This is a genomic window from Streptomyces sp. NPDC057743 (genome assembly GCF_042798755.1).
Lineage (GTDB): Bacteria > Actinomycetota > Actinomycetes > Streptomycetales > Streptomycetaceae > Streptomyces.
Genome location: NZ_JBHVJX010000008.1, coordinates 112,536 through 134,331, shown reverse-complemented (window position 1 = coordinate 134,331; position 21,796 = coordinate 112,536). Strand labels below are relative to the sequence as shown.

The window sequence follows — 21,796 nt, the reverse complement described above, 5'->3', positions numbered from 1 at the left end:
TTCGAGTCGCGCCGACCTGGGGTCGGTGGGGTCGCTGCTGCGGGTGATATCGGTGCTGCTCGCGGCGGGCCCGCCCGAAGCGGAGCCGCCGTTACCCACCTCAACGTCGCGGGGACACCGGGTGGTTCCAGCTTCCTTTACCTTCTTTGCTCGATCCTGATGCGGCCGCCGAGGGTGCTCCGTGGCTCTCGCCCGGAGGTCCGTCGGTGGTGGCCGAGAAACCGAGGTGACGGGCGGCCGCGGGCGCGGGATCATGGGGGGCATGTCCGGGCCCCATGTCATCCGAGGTTCGGTCGTCCTCCCGGAGGCCGAACTGGTCTGGCGGTTCTCGCGCTCCTCCGGCCCGGGCGGCCAGCACGTCAACACCAGCGACAGTCAGGTCGAGTTGCGCTTCGACCTGGCGCGGACGAAGGCGCTGCCCCCGGTGTGGCAGGAGCGGGCGCTGGAGCGGCTGGCCGGCCGGCTGGTCGACGGGGTGCTGACGGTGCGCGCCTCCGACCACCGCTCCCAGTGGCGCAACCGCGAGACCGCGGCCGTGCGGCTGGCCGCGCTGCTCGCCGAGGCCACCGCGCCGCCGCCCAGGCCGCGCCGCAAGACCCGCATCCCCCGGGGTATCAACGAGCGCCGGCTGCGCGAGAAGAAGCAGCGCGGCGACACCAAGCGGGGCCGCTCCGGCCGCGGTTGGGACTGAATCGGCCGGTCGGTCGGCGGCGGTCCGACGGCCGGGCTTGGACCCGCGGCCGGTCCCGCTCAGGTCAACTGCCGGTACTTTCCCCGGAAGTACGTCAGCGGCCCGTCGTCCTCGTCGGAGGCGGTCGTCGCCAGGACGCGTCCGATGACGAGGGTGTGGTCCCCGGCCACCACCCGCTGCTCGGTCCGGCACTCCAGCGTCGCCAGCGCGCCCCCGATGAGCGGAGCGCCGGACGCTTCGCCCCGTTCGGACGGAATGTCCTGGAAGAGCAGTCGGTCGCTGATGCGGCCCTTCATCGCGAAACGTGCCGCTACCTGCCGTTGGTGGCCGGACAGTACCGAGACGGCCCACAGCGGCTGCTGCGCCAGCAGGTCGTCCATCCGCGAGTCGTTGCGAACGCTCACCATCACCAGCGGCGGGTCGAGGGACACGGAGAGGAACGCCGTGGCGGTCATGCCGACGTCCTCGCCGCGCGGCCCGGCGTCCGGGTCGTGGGCGGTGATCAGCACCACGCCGGCGGCGAGGCGGGACAGGGCGGCACGGAACTCGTCGTCACTCACCCCCACAGCATGCGCGATCGGCCCGCCACCCGGCACGGAGGCGGGGGCGACGGTGGGTGCGGCGGCCGAGCCGGCGGCCGGGGCGGTGGCAGGGGTCTTCGTGAACACGCCATGAACGCTAACGTCGCCCGGCGCGGCCGCGCATCGGGCCCCGGGACCACCCGCGCCCTAGGTCCCGCGGCGGAGGCGGAACCCTTCCGGGTGGGTTATCGAGGCGTTCCCCGGGTGGCTGGAATTTGCGTTCAGGAATCTTTCAGGAGGCGTCCGGGCGGCGTTCGCGTGCGCGGATGAGGCGCTGGTCGGCGATCCGTAACGGCCCGTCACTCCCTGTGACTTGAGTCACAAGAGCCCCTAATTGTTGACCCTGTGTACCGGGTGAACAGCTCACTGTGATTCAGTGAGCGAGGAATCGGACGACGAAGAAACCCGGTGGAGTTGCTGTCGAGGTCTCAGGGAGAGCGAGCGATGGAGACCGAGTCGGAGCCCTATGTCCGTCTTGCGACCCTGCGGCAGCTGCACCAAGTGGTCGCCGAGCTGAACACCGCCCGCAGCCTTGCGGAAACCCTGCAGTCCGTCGCCGACGGGGCGATCGCCGGGCTCGGCTACGAGCTCGCCGCGGTCAACCTCGTGCGGCAGGACGGCGATCTCGTGGTCGCCGCCGTGGCCGGCAGCGCGGGCGCGGAGGCGCTGATGGCCGGGCGGGTGGGCTCGCGCGCCTCCTGGGAGCGCCGGCTGGCGATGGGGGAGCGCTGGGGCGAGCTGTGCTTCATCCCGTACACCGAGGGCTGGGTCCTGGATGACGACGACGTGCCGCAGTGGCACACCGCCGGTCCTGCGCCGCGGTTCCCCGACGAGTGGCACCCGATGGACCGCCTCTTCGCGCCCATGTACACCGCCGCCGGCGGCAAGGGCGAGCTGCTCGGCGTGATCTCCGTGGACCGGCCGCGCAACGGGCGGCGCCCCGGCCCCTGGGGCCAAGAGGCGCTCCAGATGTACGCGTTCCAGTCCGCCATCGCGATCAGCAACGCCCGGCTGCGGGCCAACATGCAGCGCGCGCTGGTCCGCCTGGAGCGCGAGCAACAGGCCCTGCGGGCAAGCGAGGAGAGCTTTAGGCAGGCGTTCGAGTACGCGCCGAGCGGGATGGCCGTCGCGGAGATGGGCGGCGACCAGCACGGCCGGCTGCTGCGCACCAACGACGCGCTGTGCCGGCTGCTGGGCCGGCCGGCCTCCGGGATGCGCCGGCTGTCGTTCTCCGACATCTGCCACCCCGAGGACATCGGCACGCTGCTGCGCACCTCGGCCGAGGGCGGCCGCGCCGAGCTGCGGCTGCAACGCCGGGACGGCAGCTACGTCTGGGTCTCGCTGCGCAATTCCGTGGTCGCCGACACCGCCGACGGCCCCCGTTTCCTGCTCACCCACGTCGAGGACATCGAGGAGCGCAAGCGGCACGAGCTCCAGCTCGCGCACCGGGCCAGCCACGACTCGCTGACCGGCCTGCCCAACGCCGCCGAGCTGCGGACCCGGCTCTCGGGCCGGCTGTGCGCCCACCCGCCGAGCGCGCTGGCCGACGCCTACGCCTCCTTGGGCGCGGGCGGCGATCCGCGGGCCCCGCTGGGCTTCGCGGGAGACGGGGAGCCGTTCGACGGGCTCGACGGCTTCGAGGGCGAGAAGCCCCGGCCGACGCCGCGCGGCGCGCTCCCTTTCGACCACCACGTCCACCTCTCCGCGCCCGCCGAGGGTGCCGAGGACGACGGCGCCAAGGGGCTCGCGGTGCTCTTCTGCGACCTGGACGGCTTCAAGTCGATCAACGACCGCTTCGGGCACAACACCGGCGACGCGGTGCTGATCGAGGTCGCCCGCCGGCTGACCAGCGGCGTCCGGGACGGCGACACCGTCGCCCGGCTCGGCGGCGACGAATTCGTGGTGCTGGCCGACGGGTTGGGCACCGCCGACGCCCAGGACCTCGCCGTCCGGCTGCGGAACGCGATCATCCCGCCGATCCGGGTCGAGGGCCGGGCCGTCCGGGTCGGCGCCAGCTTCGGCATCGGGTGGGCGAGTTGTGGGATGACGGCCGAGGAGGTGCTGGAGTCGGCCGACCAGCGGATGTACGTCGAGAAGCGGCGGTCCAAGGGCAACCGCCGGGCGGCGGGCTGAACGCCAGGACCGCCCGCCGGCCCGGTGCCGCGCATCTCACACCGCCCGCGTCCTGCCTGGGCACCGCCCGTTCACCGAGCCCTGGCGCTCTCGCGCGTGGACGGGAACGGCGTGGCCCTGCTCCGACGGGGTAGGCTGCGCCGATGCGGCGCGGCGGCGCCAGGGTGGCCCGGAGGGGCCGGGCGCGTGCAAGGCCCGCGAACGCGTACGGACGCGCACAGGCGCGTAGAGACCGCTTGGGAGTGACACGGAATGACGGCCGGCAACAACGGCGCGGACACGCCGGAGAACGACGACCCCTTCGCCCACCTGTACCGCTCGGAGGGCGGCGAGGGCGGCTCGGGGTCGGGCGTCGGTGCCGCGCGGCAGCCAGGCGTCCCGCGGACCTCCTACAACCAGGTGCGCGCGGTCGGCGAGCGGCAGTACGGCAACCAGCAGGGCCCGCCGGCGTACAACCGGCCGAACCCGACCTACGCGGCCCCGGAGACGCTGCCCGGCAACGGTGGCGGCGACCGCACCCGCCCGGCCCCCGCGTACGGCCAGGAGCCGCGCAAGGGTCGCAACGGCCTGTTGATCGGCGCGGTCGCGGTGGTCGCGGTGGTCTGCATAGGCATCGGCGTGGCGATGCTGACCAACTCCAAGGACTCCACCAGCGACACCGCGGACAAGTCGGGCCCGACGGCCGGCGATTCGGTCAAGCCCAGCGACAGCCCCTCCACCAAGCCCTCCCCGGGCCAGCTCCCCAAGGACGACGCGGGCGCGCTGCGGCTGGACGGCGGCGCGACGACCGCCAAGGACATCCCCGGCGCCCGCACCGCCAGCGGCTCGTACGTCACCAACATGAACAACCCCGGTGCGGCGGCGACTTGGACGCTGGACGTGCCCAAGTCCGGGGACTACACCGTCTTCATCGGCTACGGCGTGCCGGGCAAGGAGGCGAACTCCACGCTCACGGTCAACGGGAACGCCAGCCCGCGGCCGATAAACATGGGCAACTTCGCCAACGCGGCGGACGGTGACTGGGCGAAGGGCTGGACCCGGACCTTCTCCTGGATACAGCTCAACAAGGGGACGAACACCATCAAGATCTCCTGCGAGCAGAACAACAAGTGCGACTTCAACCTCGACCAGGTCTGGTTGAAGGCCGGGCACGTGAAGAACTGACCGAGAGCGGACGAGGAACCGACGGGTTTTCCTTCACGTCGGCGCGGGCGCCTCACGCCCCGCCGGGACGTTCCGTCACCGCCACCTGCGGCAGGAGTTCCTCGTAGGTCGCGGGGTCGAACTCGCCGGCGGTGGCGGCCCGTACGGTGGCGGCGGAGAGCGCCACCGCGCGGCTCAGCCGGTCCGGCCAGGGCAACTCCTCGACCAGTCCGGAGAGTAGGCCGGCCACGGCGGAGTCGCCGGCGCCGGTGGGGTTCCCGGCGATCCGGCGGGGCGGGACGGCCTGCCAGGCGCCGTCGGCGGTCACCGCGAGCATCCCGTCCGGGCCGAGCGAGGCGGCCACCGCATGGGCGCCGCGGCGGCGGGCGTCGCGGGCCGCGCGCAGCGGTTCGGTGCTGCCGGTGAGGGCGGCCAACTCGTCGGCGTTGGGCTTGGCGACGTCGGGGCGGGCGGCCAGGCCGCGGCGGAGCGGTTCGCCGCTGGTGTCCAGCAGGACGGGAACGCCGGCGGTGCGGGCGGCGCGGGTGAGCCGGGCGTAGACGTCCACCGGGACGCCGGGCGGCAGGCTGCCGCAGAGCGCCACCGCCCGTGCCTCGCCCAGGAGTTCGCGGTAGGTGCCGAGGAATGTGGCCCACTCCGCAGGGGAGACGGTGGGGCCGGGCTCGTTGAGCTGGGTGGTGTCGCCGGTGCTCGCGTCCACCACGGCAACGGTGCGGCGGGTGGCGCCGCCGACCGGGACCAGCGCGTCGGTGACGGCGGTCTCCTGGGCGAGCAGGTTGCGCAGCGCCGCACCGGTGCCGCCGCCCGCGAAGCCGGTGGCGACCGTGCGGTGGCCGAGCGCGGCCAGCACCCGGGCGACGTTCAGGCCCTTGCCGCCGGGGCGTTCGGTGGCCTCGGTGACGCGGTGGGTGGTGTGCGGGCGGAGCCGGGGGACGCGGTAGGTGAGGTCCAGGGCGGCGTTCAGCGTGACCGTGAGGATCATGGTCTCCCCTCCAGGAGGAGGCCGGCCGGACGGCCGTGGGTGAGGGCACCGCGCTCCGCGGTGGCATACGGACAAGTGCGCGAGCGATCATGCCATCGCGAACGGCCGTTGGCCCAGACCCGGGTCGGCCACCCTGTGCCGCCCGGCCGCCAAAGTGGCGGCCGGGCCGGGGGAGACCAGGGGGACATTAGACGCCCGGCGGGCGGACCACCCAGGAGCCCTGCCGCAGCACGCCCACCACGTCGTGGGCGGCGTCCAGCACCACCAGGTCGGCGTCCTTGCCGGCCTCCAGGGAGCCGGTCCGGCCGGCGATGCCCAACAGGCGGGCGGGGTTCGCCGACAGCATCCGGACGGCCTGGTCGACGGTGAGGCCGTCGACGGTGACGGCCCGTTTGAAGGCCCGGTCCAGGGTGAGTGTGGAGCCCGCGATGGAGCCGGCGGTGGGGCCCTGGCTGATCCGGGCGACGCCGTCGGCGACCTCGACCGGCATCGGGCCGAGGTAGTACGTCCCGTCGTTCATGCCGGCCGCGCCCATCGCGTCGGTGATGAAGGCGACCCGGTCGGCGCCGGCGTCGCGGACCGCCATCTGCACGATCGCCGGGTGCAGATGGGTGCCGTCGTTGATCAGCTCGACGGTGATCCGGTCGTCCTCCAGCAGCGCGGCGACCGGGCCGGGCGCGCGGTGGCCGAGCGCGGGCATCGCGTTGAAGAGGTGGGTGGCGACGGTGGCGCCGGCGTCGATGGCCTGGCGGGTGGCCTCGTAGGAGGAGTCGGTGTGGCCGATGGCGGCGATCACGCCGGCGTCGGCGAGCAGCCGCACGGAGTCCAGGCCGCCGGGGAGTTCGGGGGCGACGGTCATCATCACCGCGGTGCCGCGGGCGGCGTCGAGCAGCCGGCGCACGGCGGCCGGGTCCGGGTCGCGCAGCAGCTCGGGCTGGTGGGCGCCGCAGCGGTGCGGGGAGATGAACGGGCCCTCGAAGTGGGTGCCCGCCAGGTCGCCCTGCTGCGCCAACTCGGCCAGTACGGCGGCCTGTCGGGACAGGTCGTCCAGGTCGCCGGTGACGGTGGAGCCCACCATCGAGGTGGTGCCGTGCCGGCGGTGGGTGTCGATGACCCGCAGGCATTCCTCGGGGTCGGCGGACGAGAAGGAGCCGCCGCCCCCGCCGTGCAGGTGCAGGTCGATGAAGCCCGGGACGACGAGGTGGCCCGTCAGGTCAATGACGGTGGCCGGCGCCGGCCGTTCGTCCCCCTCGGGTGCGGCGTGTGGCGGCAGGTCGAGGTCGTCGCCCCGGCTGTGGACCGCGGTGATCCGGGTGCCCTCGATGGTGATCCGGCCGTCGTCGGTGACGCCGGAGGGCCGGGCGATCCGGGCGCCGGTCAGGACGGTGCGCCCGGCGTCCGAGGGGCGGCCCGCGGACTGTTGCTGTGCCATCAGGCGGTTACCTCCGTTGCGAGAAGATCCCAGGCGAGCAGTCCTGCGCCCAGGCAGCCGGCGGCGTCCCCGAGGGCCGCCGGGACGATCGAGGGGAGGTGCTGGAAGGTCACGCGCGCTTGGACCGCCTCCCGCAGCGGTGCGAACAACGTGTCGCCGGCCTCCGCGAGCCCGCCGCCGATGATGATCGTGTGCGGGTCGAGCAGGGTGAGCGCGGTGGTCAGGCCGTCGGCGAGCGCGTCCACGGCGCCCTGCCAGACCTCCCGGGCGCGGGCGTCGCCGGACTCCACGGCCTTGGCGCAGTCGACGGCGCCGGCCTGCGGATCGCCGCAGACCGCCGCCCAGTCGCGGCCCACCGCCGCGGCCGAGGCCACCGCCTCCAGGCAGCCGAGCTGGCCGCAGCCGCACCGGGGCCCGCCGGGCCGGACGACGATGTGGCCGATCTCGCCGGCGCTCCCGTGGGCGCCGGCCTCGATGCGGCCGCCGGTCCCGATGGCGCCGGCGATCCCGGTGCCCAGGGGGACGAAGAGGAAGCGGTCCGCGTCCCGGCCGGCGCCGATCCGGCCCTCGGCCAGGCCGCCGGTGCGGACGTCGTGGCCGAGCGCGACCGGTACCCCGCCGAGCCGCTCGGAGAGCAGGGCGCGCAACGGGAGGTCCCGCCAGCCGAGGTTGGCGGAGTAGGCGGCGATGCCGCAGGTCTCGTCGACGATGCCGGGGACGGCGACGCCGGCGGCCAGCGCGGTGTTGCCGAATCGCTCCCGGCCGGCGTCGCGCAGGTCGGCGGCGAAGCCGAGGATCGTCTCGACGACCGCCTCGGTGCCGCGCTCGCGCCCGGTGGGGCGCCGCGCCTCGTAGAGGAGGGTGCCGTCCGCCCCGGCGAGGGCGGCCTTCATTCCGGTGCCGCCCACATCAAGGGCGATGACGTGTTTCACGGGGGACAGTGTCGCGCGAGGGCCCAATAAAGGTCTAGTCCACTCACCGTGCTGATCGCCACGTCGCGGGCGCCCCACGTCCCGCTGCCCGCTACCGGGCAGCGCCCGACATCGGGCCCGCCCCTATGGAGGGCCCCTGACCTGCACAACGGACGGGGCCGATAAGGGAAATGGCGGGAGGGTGGTGTAGACCTTGTGGGGGGACAGTGGAGGGACCTGCTGTTCCGCGTCGTTCGAGGGCGATCCCCGAGGCGACGGAGAGCACACCCGCAAGCGCGGAATTCGGGACAAAGGGGCGGTAACAGCGGTGCGACGGCGGTACGTGAGCCTGGCGGCGGCGGGACTCACCGCAGCCCTGACCCTGACTCTCACCGGCTGCGGGGGCGGCTCCGGCGACAACGGCGTGACCCTCACGCTGGTCGCCGCGGACTACGGAGACAGCAAGGCCAACAGCTCCCGGCACTACTGGGACGACCTGGTGCACGCCTTCGAGGAGCAGAACCCCGGCATCAAGGTCGACGTGCAGGTCTACAACTGGACCCAGGTGGACAAGAAGGTCGAGGACCTGGTCCACGCCGGCAAGGCCCCCGACATGGCGCAGATCGGCGCCTATGCCGACTACGCCGCCCACGGCAAGCTCTACACCGCCGACGAGCTGCTCTCGATACCCGTCCAGGCCGACTTCATGCCGTCCCTCGCGGGGGCCGGCGAATACCAGCGGAAGCAGTACGGCATGCCCTTCGGGGCCAGCACCCGGCGCCTCTTCTACAACAAGAAGCTGTTCGCCGACGCCGGCATCACCTCCCCGCCGCAGACCTGGAGCGACATCGTCAGCGACGCCCAGGCGCTCAAGGCGCACGGCGTGAAGATGCCCTTCGCGCTGCCGTTCGGCCCGGAGGAGACCCAGGCCGAGACGCTCCAGTGGATGCTCGCCGGCGGCGGCGACTACACCGACAACATCGGTAAATACAGCATCAATTCGACCGAGAACGTCAAGACCTTCGAGTGGCTCCAGAAGGAGCTCGTCGGCAAGGACCTCACCGGCGGCGACCCCGCCAAGGTCAACCGCGAGGACGCCTTCGCCGCCTTCGCCGACGGCAACGTCGGCATGCTCAACGGCCACCCCACCCTGATGAAGCAGGCCGAGGCGAAGGGCGTCGACTACGGCACCGTCGAACTCCCCGGCCCCAACGGCAAGGCCAAGGCCACCATGGGCGTGGCCGACTGGATGATGGCGTTCAAGCAGAACGGCCACCGCCAGCAGATCGGCAAGTTCCTGAACTTCGTCTACAGCGAGAAGAACGTGCTGAAGTTCTCCGCCGACTACAACCTGCTGCCGGTCACCACCTCCGCCTCCCAGGCGATGCTGGCCGACGACAAGTTCAGCAAGCTGCACGGCTTCCTCAACCAGCTGCCCACCGCGCACTTCTACCCGTCCGACAAGACCTCCTGGCCGCTGGTCTCCAAGACCCTCAAGGCCCGGATGGGCATCGCGGTCGGCCCGCAGGGCAACCCGTCGGCCACCCTCACCGACATCCAGAACACCGCGGACACCGCGGACAACAGCGCGCAGTAGCGCCTCCCTTGCCCGGCACGGGCCCGGCTTGCGCCGCCGGGCCCGGCCCGCCGGGCGCCGCGCCGGTGGGCTTATCGTGGAAGCGTGACCAGGGACGGCGGGACGGGATGACGGACGGCAGCGACGAGGGCACCACACGCGGGCTCTCCGCCCGCGACGAGGCGGTCCTCGCCGTCGAGCGCCGCTCCTGGCCCGGCCCCGGCGCCAAGGAACGCGCCATCCGCGAACAGCTCGGCATCTCCCCGACCCGCTACTACCAGCTCCTCAACGCGCTGCTCGACGACCCCCGCGCCCTGGAGCACGACCCGGTGACCGTCAACCGGCTGCGCCGCGTACGGGACGCGCGGCGAGCGCGCCGCTGACCCGACCGCACCCGACCTCCGCCCCCAGATGACGGCGCTGCGCGCCGGACGCCGGTTGTGTGCGCCCGTACACCCGGCGTGCGCCCGCGTTCCGCCGGTAGGGTCGGGTCATGGGCACCCCGAACGCCGCGCCACTCAACGATCCGGCACCGGACCCCACCCCGGCGCCGCCCACCGTCCCGCTCCCCGACACCGCAGCCGGCCGCGAGGGCCTCACCGCCCTGCTGGCCCACCCCGAACGCGCCGTGGTCGCCCTCGACTTCGACGGCACGCTCGCCGACATCGTCCCCGACCCGGCCAAGGCCCGCGCCCACCCCGGTGCGGCCCGGGCGCTGGCCCGGCTCGCCCCGCACCTGCGCGCGGTCGCGGTGATCACCGGCCGCCCGGCCGCGGTCGCGGTCCGCCTCGGCGGCTTCGACGGGGTGCCCGGCCTGGCCCACCTCTCCGTCCTCGGCCACTACGGCGCCGAGCGCTGGGACGCCGCGACCGGCGCCCTGCACGCCCCCGCCCCGCACCCGGGCATCGCCGCCGTGCAGGCCGAACTCCCCGGCGTACTGGACCGTTCCGGGGTCTGGCACGGCACCTGGGTCGAGACCGCCGTGGAGCGCAAGGGCGGCCGGGCCGTCGCCGTGCACACCCGCCGCGCCGCCGATCCGCAGCGCGCCTTCGAGCAGCTCCGTCAGCCGCTGGCCGAGCTCGCCGAACGACACGGCCTGATCGTCGAACCGGGCCGGCTGGTACTGGAGTTGCGCCCGCCCGGCATGGACAAGGGCGTCGCGCTGGCCGAGTGGGTCGAGGAGACCGGGGCCGCCGCCGTGCTCTACGCCGGCGACGACCTCGGCGACCTGGCGGCCTTCGGCGCCGTCGAGAAGCTCCGCTCCGAGGGGACCGACGGCGTCCTGGTGTGCAGCGGCAGCAGCGAGGTCACCGAACTCGCCGACCGCGCCGACCTGGTCGTCGACGGCCCCAGGGGCGTGGTGGCCCTGCTCGATGCCCTCGCCGACCGGATCGAGAACCCGGCCCGGGAGCCGGGGACGTCGACGGGGACGGAGCGGCCCGCTACTCCTTGAGCCCCAGGGAGGACAGCGCCGTCGTCCAGTCGTGCGCGATGGCCTGCTGGGCCTTGGCCAGCTCGACCTTGTTGCCACAGATGGCGGCCTTGAGCTTGTTCTCCACGCCGTCCTTGGGGTTGTTGGGCCCGGCGCCCGGCTTGTGCCCCGGGGACGGCGGCTCGACCCAGAGGTTGCGCGGGTCGTTGGGGGCGCCGCCCAACTGGAGGCTGATGAGGTGGTCGTACTCGGCGTCGTGCAACGAGCCGCTGTAGCCGTACGACTTGGCGTTGGCGGTCTTCTCCCGGCTCGTGATGCTGACCGGCGGCCGGATGCCCTTGGTGTAACCGCTCTGGCAGATCGTGGACTTGAGCGTCTGCGGGGTCACCTTCGGATTGGTCGCCCCCGGCGTGCACTTGGGGTCGGGCAGCGGCTGCTTGTCGGCCGTGTAGTGGACGTGGCAGCTACCGGGCGCGGGCTGCTGCTGCACCGTGTACGCGGACTGCGGACCGGGGCCTACGGGTATCGCGCCGGACGGCGCGGACGCGGAGGAGGAGGCGGACGCCGACCCGCCGCTTTTGGGGTCGGTGTCGCCCTTCCCGGACGAACACCCGGCGACCGTGGTCGCCAGGACGGCGGTGGCCGCAACTGCGGCCCACCGGGCGGTACATGACCGTGCGCTGAGAGCCATGGACAAGGACTACCCCGCTTCGACCCGTTCCAGCCGCCCCGCACGCGCGTGCGGGAGCATCCACGGGTCGGACGCACCCGCCTGCTAGCGCTCCCCGCGGAACCGCGCGCCGACCTCGCCCTGGTCGGTCTCCCACCACGGCCGGGTCAACTCCGGCTGCAAAGCGCCCGCTTCCGGCTCCGCGGCCGCCTGCGGGCCCGCCGCCGGCGCCGGTCCGGCCACCGCCAGCTCCCGGTCCAACCGCGCGTCCAACGCCGACGTCCTGCGCCGCTCGTCGCGCACCCACTCCGCGAACACCGCGATCATGAACGGCAGTCCGACCAGCTCCGCGATGGTCAGCATCAGCCCACCGCCGATCATCTGGTCCTGCTGGAGGCTCGGGTCCCACGGCCGGTGCTGGGTGGCGTACCAGCCGCCCGCGATCAGCGTCCCGCTGGTCATCACCACGATCCCGGGCACCGCGTCCACCAGCCCGTCCACCAGCACCAACAGCGCCCGCACCGGGTGGCTGCACCACGACGGCAACAGCTCCTCCCGCGTGAGCATCGGCAGCACGAAGAGGCTGCCGACCACCAGCAGTTGGAGGTACATCAGCTCGTGCACCGGGCCGTGCCGCAGCGCGGTGGGGAAGTACGGGGTGAAGTAGATCGCCAGCTCGGAGGAGAGCACCAGCACCGTACTGACCAGGGGGAAGGTCAGGAAGCGGAGCAGTCGGCCGGAGACCGTCGCGCGCAGCCAGCGGGCCGCGCGCCGCTTAGGCGGCAGCGCCCGCAGCGCCAGCGACAGCGGGTCGCCCAGCGCCAGGCCGAGCGGCGCGATCAGGTCCAGCACGATGTTCTGCACCGCGGCCGGCCAGAACAGCTCGTGGTCGTAGACCGCCAGCCCCGACATGGTCGCCACCGCGATCGCGCCCAGCCCGAGCCCGGCGAACGCCACCACCCGGGCCACCGGCCAGCGCTCCTGGCGCCGGGCCAGCCGCGCCACGCCCCAGGCGTACAGGCCGCCCAGCACGACGATCAGGACCAGTGCGTACGGATCGAGCTGCCAGGTGCCGAGCAGCCGGCCGGCGGTGAGCTCCGGCAGTCCGGCCGCGAGCCGCTGCGCGGCCGGGTCCGCGGCCGGGACGAGCGTCGTGGTCGCGGCCGCCGCAAGGGGGGAAACTGTCACGGCCCACCACGCTAGCCCCGCCCGCTGACGATCTACCGGCGGGGCACCCTTCCCGGGCGTCCCGCGGTCACTCGCCCAGCGCCCGCAGCTGCTCCAGGAACCACTGCGCGGGCGGCAGCGCCGTCGCCGCGGCGGCCAGCCGGGCGCAGCGCGCGGTCCGCTCCTCGGCCGGCATCGTCAGCCCCGCGTGCAGCGCCCGCGCGGTCTGCGCCACGTCGTACGGATTGACCGTGAGCGCGTCCGCGCCCAGCTCCTCCCAGGCGCCGGCCTCCCGGGAGAGGACCAGGGCGCACCCCGCGTCGGAGACCACCGGCACCTCCTTGGCGACCAGGTTCATCCCGTCCCGGATCGGGTTGACCAGCGCCACGTCCGCCAGCCGGTACGCCGCCAGCGACCGTGCGAAGTCGTCCTTGACGTGCAGCACCACCGGCTGCCAGGTGGCCGTCCCGTATTCCGCGTTGATCTCCTCGGCGAGCGCGCCGACCCGCGCGGTGTAGTCGCGGTAGACGGCCAGGTCCTGCCGCGAGGGGTAGGCGAACGCGAGGTGCACCACCCGCTCCCGCCACTCCGGCCGGTCGGCCAGCAGCCGCCGGTAGGCCAGCAGCCCGCGCACGATGTTCTTGGACAGCTCCGTCCGATCCACCCGGACGATCGTCTTCCGGTCGACCCCGCCGATCTGCGCCCGCAGCGCCGCCATCCGCTCCTCGACGTCCGGCCGCCGCGACCGCTCCCGCAGGAACTCCGCGTCCGCGCCCAGCCCGTGGACCCCGATCCGGGTCCGGCGCGCCTCTCCTTCCGACGGCACCGCGACCACGCTCGGCGTCTCGTGCCGCGGCCAGTGCGCGGTGCAGTCCGGCTCCAGCGCCCGCTCGCAGCAGGCGGTGAACGCCCGCGCCCAGCGCTCGGTCAGGAAGTTGGCGCGGTCGGCGCCCAAGATGCCGAGCGTCAGCTTCCGTTGGACGTCGTCGGGCAGTATCGCGAAGTACTCCGGCGGCGCCCACGGGGTGTGCGAGAAGTGCGCGATCCGCACGTCCGGCCGTGCCTGGCGCAGCATCCCCGGCACCAGCGCCAGGTGGTAGTCCTGCACCAGCACCGCGGCCCCGGGGCCCGCGCCCTCCGCGAGCGCGTCGGCGAACGCCGCGTTGTACGCCTCGTACGCCGCCCACTGGTCGCGGAAGTCCCCGTCGAACGCCGGCTCCAGCGACGTCTGGTACAGCATGTGGTGGACGAACCACAGCACGGAGTTGGCGACGTCGTTGTAGGCCGCGGCGTGCACCTGGGCCGGGATGTCGAGCATCCGCACGCGCTGCCCGCCGGTGTCCGCGACGTCCAGCAGCCCGCCGGTCCGCCGCACCGCCTCCCGGTCACCGTCCCCGAGCGCGGCACAGACCCACACCGCGTCCGTCTCAGGACCAATGGCCGAGAGCCCGGAGACCAGCCCCCCGCCGCCCCGCTTGGCGGTCAGTTCGCCGCCCGCTCCCAGGGCGTACGACACCGGCCCGCGGTTGGACGCGACGAGGACTGAAGCACCTGGCTGGACCGGACTGCGCTCGGAGACCGTCTCGGAGACCATGTCGCGACATTAACCCGCCGGGGAACCGCGCAAACGTACGGGCCGCCTCTCAGGCGGCCCGCCGCTCCGCGTATTCGGGTATCTCGGCCATCGGCGGCCGCTCCTCGGTGTCCACCGCGGTCGTCCGCGGCACGAAGCCGTGCTCCCCACGGTCGAACTGGGTCAGCCGGGGGCGGATCAAGTGGCCGCGGGCCAGCCGGAGTTGGGCGGTGCGGTAGATGGCGGCGGCCATCCGGCCGAGCGCCTGGCCGCCCTGGTGGCGGTGCTTGCGGACCCCGACGTCCACCTGGGCCAGGGCGTCCAGCCCGACGGTGTGCAGGGCGTCCACCAGCAGGCCCAGCTCCACGCCGTAGCCGACCGGGAACGGCAGCTGCTCCAGCAGCGAGCGCCGGGCCGCGTACTCCCCGCCCAGCGGCTGCACGAAGCCGGCCAGTTGGGGCCAGTGGAGGTTGAGCAGCGGCCGGGCGACCAGCTCGGTGACCCGCCCGCCCTGGCCGGGCGCCGGGCCCTGCCCGGTCTCCAACGGCCGGTCGTACATGGCCTTGACGAACTGGACGTCCGGGTCGGTCAGCAGCGGCCCGACGATCCCCGAGACGAAGGTGGCGGAGAACTCCCGCAGGTCGGCGTCGACGAAGCAGACGATGTCGCCGCCGGTCACCATCAACGAGCGCCAGAGCACCTCACCCTTGCCGGGCAGCGCGGGCATACGGGGCAGCACGCTGTCCCGGTGGACGACCCGGGCGCCGGCTTCCGCGGCGACCTCGGCGGTGCGGTCGGTGGAGCCCGAGTCCAGCACCACCAGCTCGTCGACCAGCGGCACCTCCCCGGTCATCAGATCGGCGCGGATCGCGGTGACGATGGCGCCGACCGTCGCCTCCTCGTCGAGCGCGGGCAGCACCACGCTGACCGTCTGGCCCGTCTGGTGCTTGGCCTCCAGCAGCCGCGCAAGCGGGCGGTCCGCGGCGGACCAGGAGCGTTCGGCCAGCCAGCGCTCCACTTCTTCCAGCACGTCTACGACTCTCCTCGGTGGGCCCCGAACGGGAGCCCGTTATGTGATCCATCTCGCGGACCGGACGACTATCTCAACGGTCAGTGCCTTCGGTTACAGTCTTGAACAACGCGGACGCGCCCCGCATGTCGGGGTCGCCGCGCAACAAATGCCTGGGCTCCGCCCAGCGCCATAGCGCTCATCCAGAGGGGCAGAGGGATACGGCCCGTTGAAGCCCCGGCAACCCTCCAGCCGGTCTCCGCCGCAAGACAGCACAGTGCGCGCGCGAGGCTCCCGGCTAGGGAAGGTGCCAAATCCGTCTCGCGGCGAAATGCGCCGTGAGGAAGATGAGGAGAAAGGGCCTCGCCTCCATGGCTGTGCAAGCAACCGAACCCACCCCCGCTGTTGCCCTCGGCCCCGCCGTCGCGCTCTCCTGCCGCGAGTGCGCACAGCGCTTCCAGCTCGGCCCGATCTTCGCGTGCCAGGAGTGTTTCGGCCCGCTGGAGATCGCCTACGACCTGCCGACCGGTGACCCCGAGGGCCTGCGGAAGCGGATCGAGTCCGGCCCCGCCAACATCTGGCGTTACGCCCCCCTGCTGCCCGTCCCCGCCGACGTGGCCGACAAGCCCAACCTCAACCCCGGCTTCACCAAGCTCGTCAAGGCCGACCGGCTCGCCGCCGAACTGGGCGTCACCGGCGGCCTGTACGTCAAGGACGACTCCGGCAACCCGACCCACTCCTTCAAGGACCGGGTCGTCGCGATCGCCGTCGAGGCCGCCCGCGCCTTCGGCTTCACCACCCTCTCCTGCTCCTCGACCGGCAACCTGGCCGGCGCGGTCGGCGCCGCGGCGCGCCGCGCGGGCCTGAAGTCCTGCGTCTTCATCCCGCACGACCTGGAGCCCGGCAAGGTCGTGATGGCCGCGGTCTACGGCGGTGACCTGGTCGCCATCGAGGGCAACTACGACGACGTCAACCGCTTCTGCTCCGAGCTCATCGGCGACCCGCTGGGCGAGGGTTGGGGCTTCGTCAACGTCAACCTCCGCCCGTACTACGGCGAGGGCTCCAAGACCCTGGCGTACGAGATCTGCGAGCAGTTGGGCTGGCAACTGCCGGACCAGTTGGTCATCCCGATCGCGTCCGGCTCCCAGCTCACCAAGATCGACAAGGGGTTGAAGGAGCTGATCGCCCTCGGCCTGGTCGAGGACAAGCCGTACAAGATCTTCGGCGCGCAGGCCGAGGGCTGCTCGCCGGTGTCGGTGGCCTTCAAGGCCGGGCACGAGGTCGTCCGGCCGCAGAAGCCGAACACCATCGCCAAGTCGCTGGCGATCGGCAACCCGGCCGACGGCCCGTACGTGCTGGACATCGCGCGCCGCACCGGCGGCGCCGTCGAGGACGTCACCGACCCCCAGATCGTGGAGGCCATCAAGCTGCTGGCCCGTACGGAGGGGATCTTCGCGGAGACCGCGGGCGGGGTGACCGTCGGCGTGACCAAGAAGCTGATCGAGAACGGTGTGTTGGACCCGTCGTTGACCACGGTGGTGCTGAACACCGGCGACGGGCTGAAGACCCTCGACGCCGTCGCCTCCGGGCCCACCGCCACCATCCGCCCGGACCTGGACGCGTTCCGCGCGGCCGGCCTGGCGGACTGAGCCGGCCCCGCCCCTCCCGCTCCCCCTCTTCCCGCAGCCCTGGAGGCAGCAACATGAGCGTCACCGTCCGCATCCCCACCATCCTGCGCACCTACACCGGCGGCAAGGCCGAGGTCCCGGCCGAGGGCGCGACCCTCTCCGAGGTGATCGCCGACCTGGAGAAGAACCACACCGGCATCGCGGCCCGGGTGCTCGACGACGCCGGCAAGCTCCGCCGCTTCGTGAACGTCTACGTCAACGACGACGACGTCCGCTTCGAGCAGGGCCTTGCGACCCCGACCCCGGAAGGCGCGGGCGTCTCGATCATTCCGGCGGTGGCTGGAGGTTCCGGGGCGCAGCCCCGTCCTGCCGGGGTGGTGGTCGGGCGACGGGCGGGCGGCTGCTGAGGCCCCTCGACCGCCCCGCGCGGAGCGCGCAGATCGGATTTGCGCCAACTCTGTCCGGGTGGTGTCCGGAAATTGCCCCGTCCGTGCCAAACGGACGGGGCAATTCCGTGTGGTGAAAGGGGATACCATTGGGGCGATCCCCCTCCGTTTATCTCCGCGTGCATGCCGAACGCATATGAGATCGCGGTGAGTTGTGCGCAAGTTGTGTGCGCGATTTGTCGGCTGTGTGCCTTATTCCCGGCCCGACTTGCTCTGGAATAACGGCATTTGAGCGCATACGGCCGTTTCTCTGACTCCAGAATTCTCGTCCGATTGACCTGTTGCGCTGGGCATCGGTCCAGATACATTCAGCGGCGGTCGACGCGTTCCGGCGCACACCCCACGGACCATTCCCAGGGGTGAGGTCTGACCCGGGTCCGCGGAGTGCGGTCCTGTGCAAGGGCCAGTAATAGGGGAGTTAGGCATGGCTCAGGGCACCGTCAAGTGGTTCAACGCGGAGAAGGGGTACGGCTTCATCGCGGTCGACGGTGGTGCGGATGTTTTCGTCCACTACAGCGCGATCCAGATGGACGGGTACCGCACCCTTGAGGAGGGTCAGCGGGTCGAGTTCGAGATCTCGCAGGGCCAGAAGGGGCCACAGGCGGACATGGTCCGGGTCACCGCCTGAGGCGGCGGCCGACTGCATCGTTGGAAAGAAGGCCCGCATCCCCGCGTACGGGGTTGCGGGCCTTCTGCTGTTCCCGGGCCCGGAGTTCGGGCCCGTACCGCCGTGCTACGCGGGCGCGCGGGGCGCGCGCACGGAGGCAGGGGTGGCAAGGGTGGTGCCGCGAGCCGGGTGGCCGCCGGTCAGGCGCCCGCGTCCACCCGTCGCCCGACCGTGATCCCCGGGGGAGACATCTCCGATGCCGCTTGCACTCGATGGGTGCGAGTGCTAATCATTGCGTTAGCACTCTCCTCGTGAGAGTGCTGAATGAGGACCGGGTCGGTGAGGCCCGCACGCCGGGTGGGGCAAGGAACCGCGCGGCATGTAGGCCGTCCGTCGCGGGCGCCAGCACGGTCCAGGAGCTTCCTCCCCCAAGCTCGGCTTGGTTCGAGTCGGGGGTACCCCCATCAGTCCGGAGGGACCACTTCACATGGCCAAGATCATCGCGTTCGACGAGGAGGCGCGGCGCGGCCTTGAGCGCGGTATGAACCAGCTCGCCGACGCCGTCAAGGTCACCCTCGGCCCCAAGGGCCGCAACGTCGTCCTTGAGAAGAAGTGGGGCGCCCCCACGATCACCAACGATGGTGTGTCCATCGCCAAGGAGATCGAGCTGGAGGACCCGTACGAGAAGATCGGCGCTGAGCTGGTCAAGGAGGTCGCGAAGAAGACGGACGACGTCGCCGGTGACGGCACGACGACCGCGACCGTCCTGGCCCAGGCGCTGGTCCGCGAGGGCCTGCGCAACGTCGCTGCCGGTGCCAACCCGATGGCCCTGAAGCGCGGCATCGAGAAGGCCGTCGAGGCCGTCTCCGGTGCGCTGCTCGACCAGGCCAAGGAGATCGAGACCAAGGAGCAGATCGCCTCCACCGCGTCCATCTCCGCCGCCGACCCGCAGATCGGCGAGCTGATCGCCGAGGCCATGGACAAGGTCGGCAAGGAAGGCGTCATCACCGTCGAGGAGTCCCAGACCTTCGGTCTGGAGCTGGAGCTCACCGAGGGTATGCGCTTCGACAAGGGCTACATCTCGGCGTACTTCGCGACCGACATGGAGCGCATGGAGGCGGCGCTTGAGGACCCGTACATCCTCATCGTCAACTCCAAGATCGGCAACGTGAAGGACCTGCTGCCTCTCCTGGAGAAGGTCATGCAGTCCGGCAAGCCGCTGCTGATCATCGCCGAGGACGTCGAGGGCGAGGCCCTGTCGACCCTGGTCGTCAACAAGATCCGCGGCACCTTCAAGTCCGTCGCCGTCAAGGCGCCCGGCTTCGGTGACCGCCGCAAGGCCATGCTCGGCGACATCGCCATCCTCACCGGTGGCACCGTCATCTCCGAGGAGGTCGGCCTCAAGCTGGAGAACGCCGGTCTCGACCTGCTCGGCCGCGCCCGCAAGGTCGTCATCACCAAGGACGAGACCACCATCGTCGACGGTGCCGGCGACAGCGAGCAGGTCCAGGGCCGGGTCAACCAGATCCGCGCCGAGATCGAGAACAGCGACTCGGACTACGACCGCGAGAAGCTCCAGGAGCGCCTCGCGAAGCTGGCCGGCGGCGTGGCCGTCATCAAGGCCGGCGCCGCGACCGAGGTCGAGCTCAAGGAGCGCAAGCACCGCATCGAGGACGCCGTTCGCAACGCGAAGGCGGCCGTCGAGGAGGGCATCGTCGCCGGTGGTGGCGTGGCCCTGCTGCAGGCTTCCTCGGTCTTCGAGAAGCTGGAGCTGGACGGCGACGAGGCCACCGGTGCCGCCGCCGTGAAGCTGGCCCTGGAGGCCCCGCTCAAGCAGATCTCCGTGAACGCCGGCCTTGAGGGTGGCGTCATCGTGGAGAAGGTGCGCAACCTGACCCCGGGTCACGGCCTGAACGCCGCGACCGGCGACTACGTCGACATGATCGCCGAGGGCATCATCGACCCGGCCAAGGTGACGCGCTCCGCGCTGCAGAACGCCGCCTCCATCGCGGCGCTCTTCCTCACCACCGAGGCCGTCATCGCCGACAAGCCGGAGAAGGCCGCCGCTGCCGGCGCGCCGGGCGGCATGCCGGGCGGTGACATGGACTTCTGATCAACCCCTGGTTGATCTCGTCCGTTCCGTTCGCCGGGGCGGCACCTCCTTCCCAAGGGGGTGCCGCCCCGGCGGCGTTGTATCCGGGGTCCTCGTCTTACGGGGCGCGGGACATGCGGCGAGGGCCTACGGCGGGCGCCCCTCCCACGCACTGACGGCGCGTCAAACGCGAGGACGGGCATGGCCGGATACCGCGTTCAGGGGATCGGTTCGGCCTGACGGGTGGCGGCTCGGCGCGCCTCCACCCGGCGCTCCTACGTGGAGGGCCATGCCGGGGAGACCCTTCGCACTAGGGCCCGTCCGATGGGTCAGGGGCGGTCCCGGCCATGACCCATCGGACAGGCCCCAGGCCCCCGACCCCACCCGGAACAGGACCCGCACGTGCCGAACGTCCCGAACCCCACGCGGACCGGCGACCGCACCGCCTACGAGCCCGTGGTCGCGCCCACCACCCACTACGCCGGCCGGGAGGCGACGGCGGCCGTGCTCTTCGGCGCCGCCGCCCTGCTCTACAACTGGTGGCTGCTGGAATTCCGACTCCCCACCGGCCTCGACCCCCGCCACTCCTACGTCAGCGAGCTCTACGCCGCCGACCAGCGGTTCCGGGTGCTCTTCGGCGCCCTGGAGAGCGGTTGCGCACTCCTCGTCATCGTGGGCGCCCTGCTCGCCCGCAGCACGCCCGCCGGGCACGGCCGTTGGGCCCGCGCGGGCTGGCTCGCACTGGTCGGCCTCGGGCTCTCCTCGCTGGCCGACGTGCTGCTCCCGATGGCCTGCGCCCCCTCGCTGGAGCCCGGCTGCGAGCCCGTCCACCCCTGGCACACCGCCACGAGCGCCTTCGCCCACTTCTTCCTCTTCGCCTCGATGGCGTGCCTGAGCCGTGCGGCCGCGGTGCAGCGGCCGCCGATGCCGTCGGTCCGTCGCTGGGGCCCGCGCGTCCTGGCCGTGGCGATGCCCGCCGCGATCCTCACCGTCGGCCCGCTCCTGGGGCACCCCGGTTGGCACGGCGTACCGCAGCGCGTCCACCTGGTGCTGGTGGGCGTGTGGTTCGCCCTGCTGGCCACGGAGTTGGGGCGCTCGGCGCGCCGGCGGCGGCGCTGGGCCGGCCACTGGGACGGCCGCTGGGAGCGGTACGTCGAAGGGCTCAGGCGCGCCTGCCGGAGCGAACCTCTGGGGCGGGTGGACGAACTCAGTGAGGGGGACGGCGCGCTTCCCGGGCCGGAGAGCCGCCCCCGTGGTGGGGAGGGTGTGCTTTCCGTGTGGGAGGGCGGTCCTCTTGGAGGCGACGGTGCGCTTCCTGGGCGGGAAGACGGTTGCCTTGGGCGCGAGGGTGAACTCCCTGGAGGAGAAGGGGGAATTGGCGCGGGAACTGAAGGGGGACATCGCGGGCGGGGGAGTGGGCCCGGGCCCCATGGCGAGGGGAGCGCTCCGCTTGGGGGCGAGGGTGTGCCTCTCAAGTCGGAGGGTGAACTTCCTGGAGGAGGCGAGCGCGGACCGGTTGGACGTGGGCGTGGACCTGGTGGGGAGGGAGTCGGTCCGGCGGGAGCCGGGGTGGAGGCGTCTGGTCCGGAGGGGGCGGGGTGAGAGGGGCCGGGTCGTAGGAGTTGGGACCGTCCGGAGGGGTGCGGTTGAGGGAGGTTGGGTCGGCTGCGCCGGGGCGCGGTGCCGGGGCAGCAGGGCGCTG

19 protein-coding genes and 1 riboswitch are annotated in these 21,796 nt (G+C 72.5%); of the genes, 11 read left to right on the top strand and 8 right to left on the bottom strand.

Going from position 1 to position 21,796, the window contains the following annotated elements:
* Nucleotides 1–262 precede the first annotated feature (262 nt).
* A complete protein-coding gene (arfB, locus tag ACFVFQ_RS11655; protein ID WP_383412725.1) occupies nucleotides 263–691 on the top strand; it encodes an alternative ribosome rescue aminoacyl-tRNA hydrolase ArfB in 429 nt (142 codons plus the stop codon).
* A gap of 59 nt (nucleotides 692–750) precedes the next feature.
* On the opposite strand, the gene ACFVFQ_RS11650 is transcribed toward arfB, so the two are convergent.
* Nucleotides 751–1,359, bottom strand: a complete 609-nt coding sequence (locus tag ACFVFQ_RS11650) for a flavin reductase family protein (protein WP_383412723.1) — start codon at nucleotides 1,357–1,359, stop codon at nucleotides 751–753.
* Nucleotides 1,360–1,716: 357 nt separating this feature from the next.
* On the opposite strand from ACFVFQ_RS11650, the gene cdgB reads away from it, so the two are divergent.
* Nucleotides 1,717–3,405, top strand: coding sequence for a diguanylate cyclase CdgB (gene cdgB / locus ACFVFQ_RS11645; protein WP_383412720.1), 1,689 nt, complete (start codon nucleotides 1,717–1,719; stop codon nucleotides 3,403–3,405).
* Nucleotides 3,406–3,657: 252 nt separating this feature from the next.
* Entirely contained in the window at nucleotides 3,658–4,569 is a 912-nt protein-coding gene (locus ACFVFQ_RS11640; protein WP_383412715.1) for a CBM35 domain-containing protein, read from the top strand.
* Between the two features lie 52 nt (nucleotides 4,570–4,621).
* Here the strand turns inward: ACFVFQ_RS11640 and ACFVFQ_RS11635 are convergent, their stop codons facing one another.
* The 3 genes from ACFVFQ_RS11635 to ACFVFQ_RS11625 form a co-directional block, all read right to left on the bottom strand.
* Nucleotides 4,622–5,551 carry a 1-phosphofructokinase family hexose kinase gene (locus tag ACFVFQ_RS11635; protein WP_383412712.1) on the bottom strand — a complete coding sequence of 310 codons (930 nt, stop codon included), beginning with the start codon at nucleotides 5,549–5,551 and terminating at the stop codon, nucleotides 4,622–4,624.
* A gap of 187 nt (nucleotides 5,552–5,738) precedes the next feature.
* Complete coding sequence (gene nagA / locus ACFVFQ_RS11630) at nucleotides 5,739–6,983, bottom strand: N-acetylglucosamine-6-phosphate deacetylase (protein ID WP_383412709.1); 1,245 nt, start codon at nucleotides 6,981–6,983, stop codon at nucleotides 5,739–5,741.
* Nucleotides 6,983–7,915, bottom strand: coding sequence for an ROK family protein (locus tag ACFVFQ_RS11625; protein WP_383412706.1), 933 nt, complete (start codon nucleotides 7,913–7,915; stop codon nucleotides 6,983–6,985). The genes nagA and ACFVFQ_RS11625 overlap by 1 nt, the downstream gene beginning before the upstream one ends.
* Before the next feature lie 307 nt (nucleotides 7,916–8,222).
* On the opposite strand from ACFVFQ_RS11625, the gene ACFVFQ_RS11620 reads away from it, so the two are divergent.
* The 3 genes from ACFVFQ_RS11620 (at nucleotide 8,223) to otsB (ending at nucleotide 10,923) form a co-directional block, all read left to right on the top strand.
* Nucleotides 8,223–9,491: an extracellular solute-binding protein gene (locus ACFVFQ_RS11620; RefSeq protein WP_383412703.1), complete on the top strand. Its 1,269-nt coding sequence runs from the start codon at nucleotides 8,223–8,225 to the stop codon at nucleotides 9,489–9,491.
* A 107-nt stretch (nucleotides 9,492–9,598) separates the two neighbouring features.
* The gene (locus ACFVFQ_RS11615; protein ID WP_383412700.1) at nucleotides 9,599–9,853 is read left to right on the top strand and encodes a DUF3263 domain-containing protein; all 255 of its coding nucleotides are present in this window, start codon (nucleotides 9,599–9,601) and stop codon (nucleotides 9,851–9,853) included.
* A 110-nt stretch (nucleotides 9,854–9,963) separates the two neighbouring features.
* Nucleotides 9,964–10,923, top strand: a complete 960-nt coding sequence (otsB, locus tag ACFVFQ_RS11610; protein WP_383412697.1) for a trehalose-phosphatase — start codon at nucleotides 9,964–9,966, stop codon at nucleotides 10,921–10,923.
* On the opposite strand, the gene ACFVFQ_RS11605 is transcribed toward otsB, so the two are convergent.
* The 4 genes from ACFVFQ_RS11605 to ACFVFQ_RS11590 all read right to left on the bottom strand — a co-directional run bounded on the left by ACFVFQ_RS11605 (nucleotide 10,913) and on the right by ACFVFQ_RS11590 (nucleotide 15,342).
* Nucleotides 10,913–11,593, bottom strand: coding sequence for a hypothetical protein (locus ACFVFQ_RS11605; protein ID WP_383412694.1), 681 nt, complete (start codon nucleotides 11,591–11,593; stop codon nucleotides 10,913–10,915). The two genes, otsB and ACFVFQ_RS11605, sit on opposite strands and share 11 nt — an antisense overlap.
* Nucleotides 11,594–11,677: 84 nt before the next feature.
* Nucleotides 11,678–12,676, bottom strand: coding sequence for a cytochrome c oxidase assembly protein (locus tag ACFVFQ_RS11600; protein WP_383413107.1), 999 nt, complete (start codon nucleotides 12,674–12,676; stop codon nucleotides 11,678–11,680).
* A gap of 151 nt (nucleotides 12,677–12,827) precedes the next feature.
* On the bottom strand, nucleotides 12,828–14,333 hold the full coding sequence (locus tag ACFVFQ_RS11595; protein ID WP_383412691.1) for a trehalose-6-phosphate synthase: 1,506 nt from the start codon (nucleotides 14,331–14,333) through the stop codon (nucleotides 12,828–12,830).
* A gap of 49 nt (nucleotides 14,334–14,382) precedes the next feature.
* Nucleotides 14,383–15,342, bottom strand: a complete 960-nt coding sequence (locus ACFVFQ_RS11590) for a glucosyl-3-phosphoglycerate synthase (protein ID WP_383412688.1) — start codon at nucleotides 15,340–15,342, stop codon at nucleotides 14,383–14,385.
* 175 nt (nucleotides 15,343–15,517) lie between these two features.
* Nucleotides 15,518–15,675: riboswitch (SAM riboswitch) on the top strand.
* Between the two features lie 17 nt (nucleotides 15,676–15,692).
* On the opposite strand from ACFVFQ_RS11590, the gene thrC reads away from it, so the two are divergent.
* The 5 genes from thrC to ACFVFQ_RS11565 all read left to right on the top strand — a co-directional run bounded on the left by thrC (nucleotide 15,693) and on the right by ACFVFQ_RS11565 (nucleotide 21,696).
* On the top strand, nucleotides 15,693–16,970 hold the full coding sequence (thrC, locus tag ACFVFQ_RS11585; protein WP_383412685.1) for a threonine synthase: 1,278 nt from the start codon (nucleotides 15,693–15,695) through the stop codon (nucleotides 16,968–16,970).
* A 53-nt stretch (nucleotides 16,971–17,023) separates the two neighbouring features.
* Nucleotides 17,024–17,356, top strand: coding sequence for a MoaD/ThiS family protein (locus tag ACFVFQ_RS11580; protein ID WP_383412682.1), 333 nt, complete (start codon nucleotides 17,024–17,026; stop codon nucleotides 17,354–17,356).
* Between the two features lie 463 nt (nucleotides 17,357–17,819).
* Nucleotides 17,820–18,023 carry a cold-shock protein gene (locus ACFVFQ_RS11575; protein ID WP_004986573.1) on the top strand — a complete coding sequence of 68 codons (204 nt, stop codon included), beginning with the start codon at nucleotides 17,820–17,822 and terminating at the stop codon, nucleotides 18,021–18,023.
* 466 nt (nucleotides 18,024–18,489) lie between these two features.
* Nucleotides 18,490–20,115 (top strand): chaperonin GroEL, encoded by a 1,626-nt coding sequence (gene groL / locus ACFVFQ_RS11570; RefSeq protein WP_274913949.1) that lies wholly within the window; start codon nucleotides 18,490–18,492, stop codon nucleotides 20,113–20,115.
* 381 nt (nucleotides 20,116–20,496) lie between these two features.
* A complete protein-coding gene (locus ACFVFQ_RS11565; RefSeq protein WP_383412679.1) occupies nucleotides 20,497–21,696 on the top strand; it encodes a DUF998 domain-containing protein in 1,200 nt (399 codons plus the stop codon).
* Nucleotides 21,697–21,796: the final 100 nt, after the last annotated feature.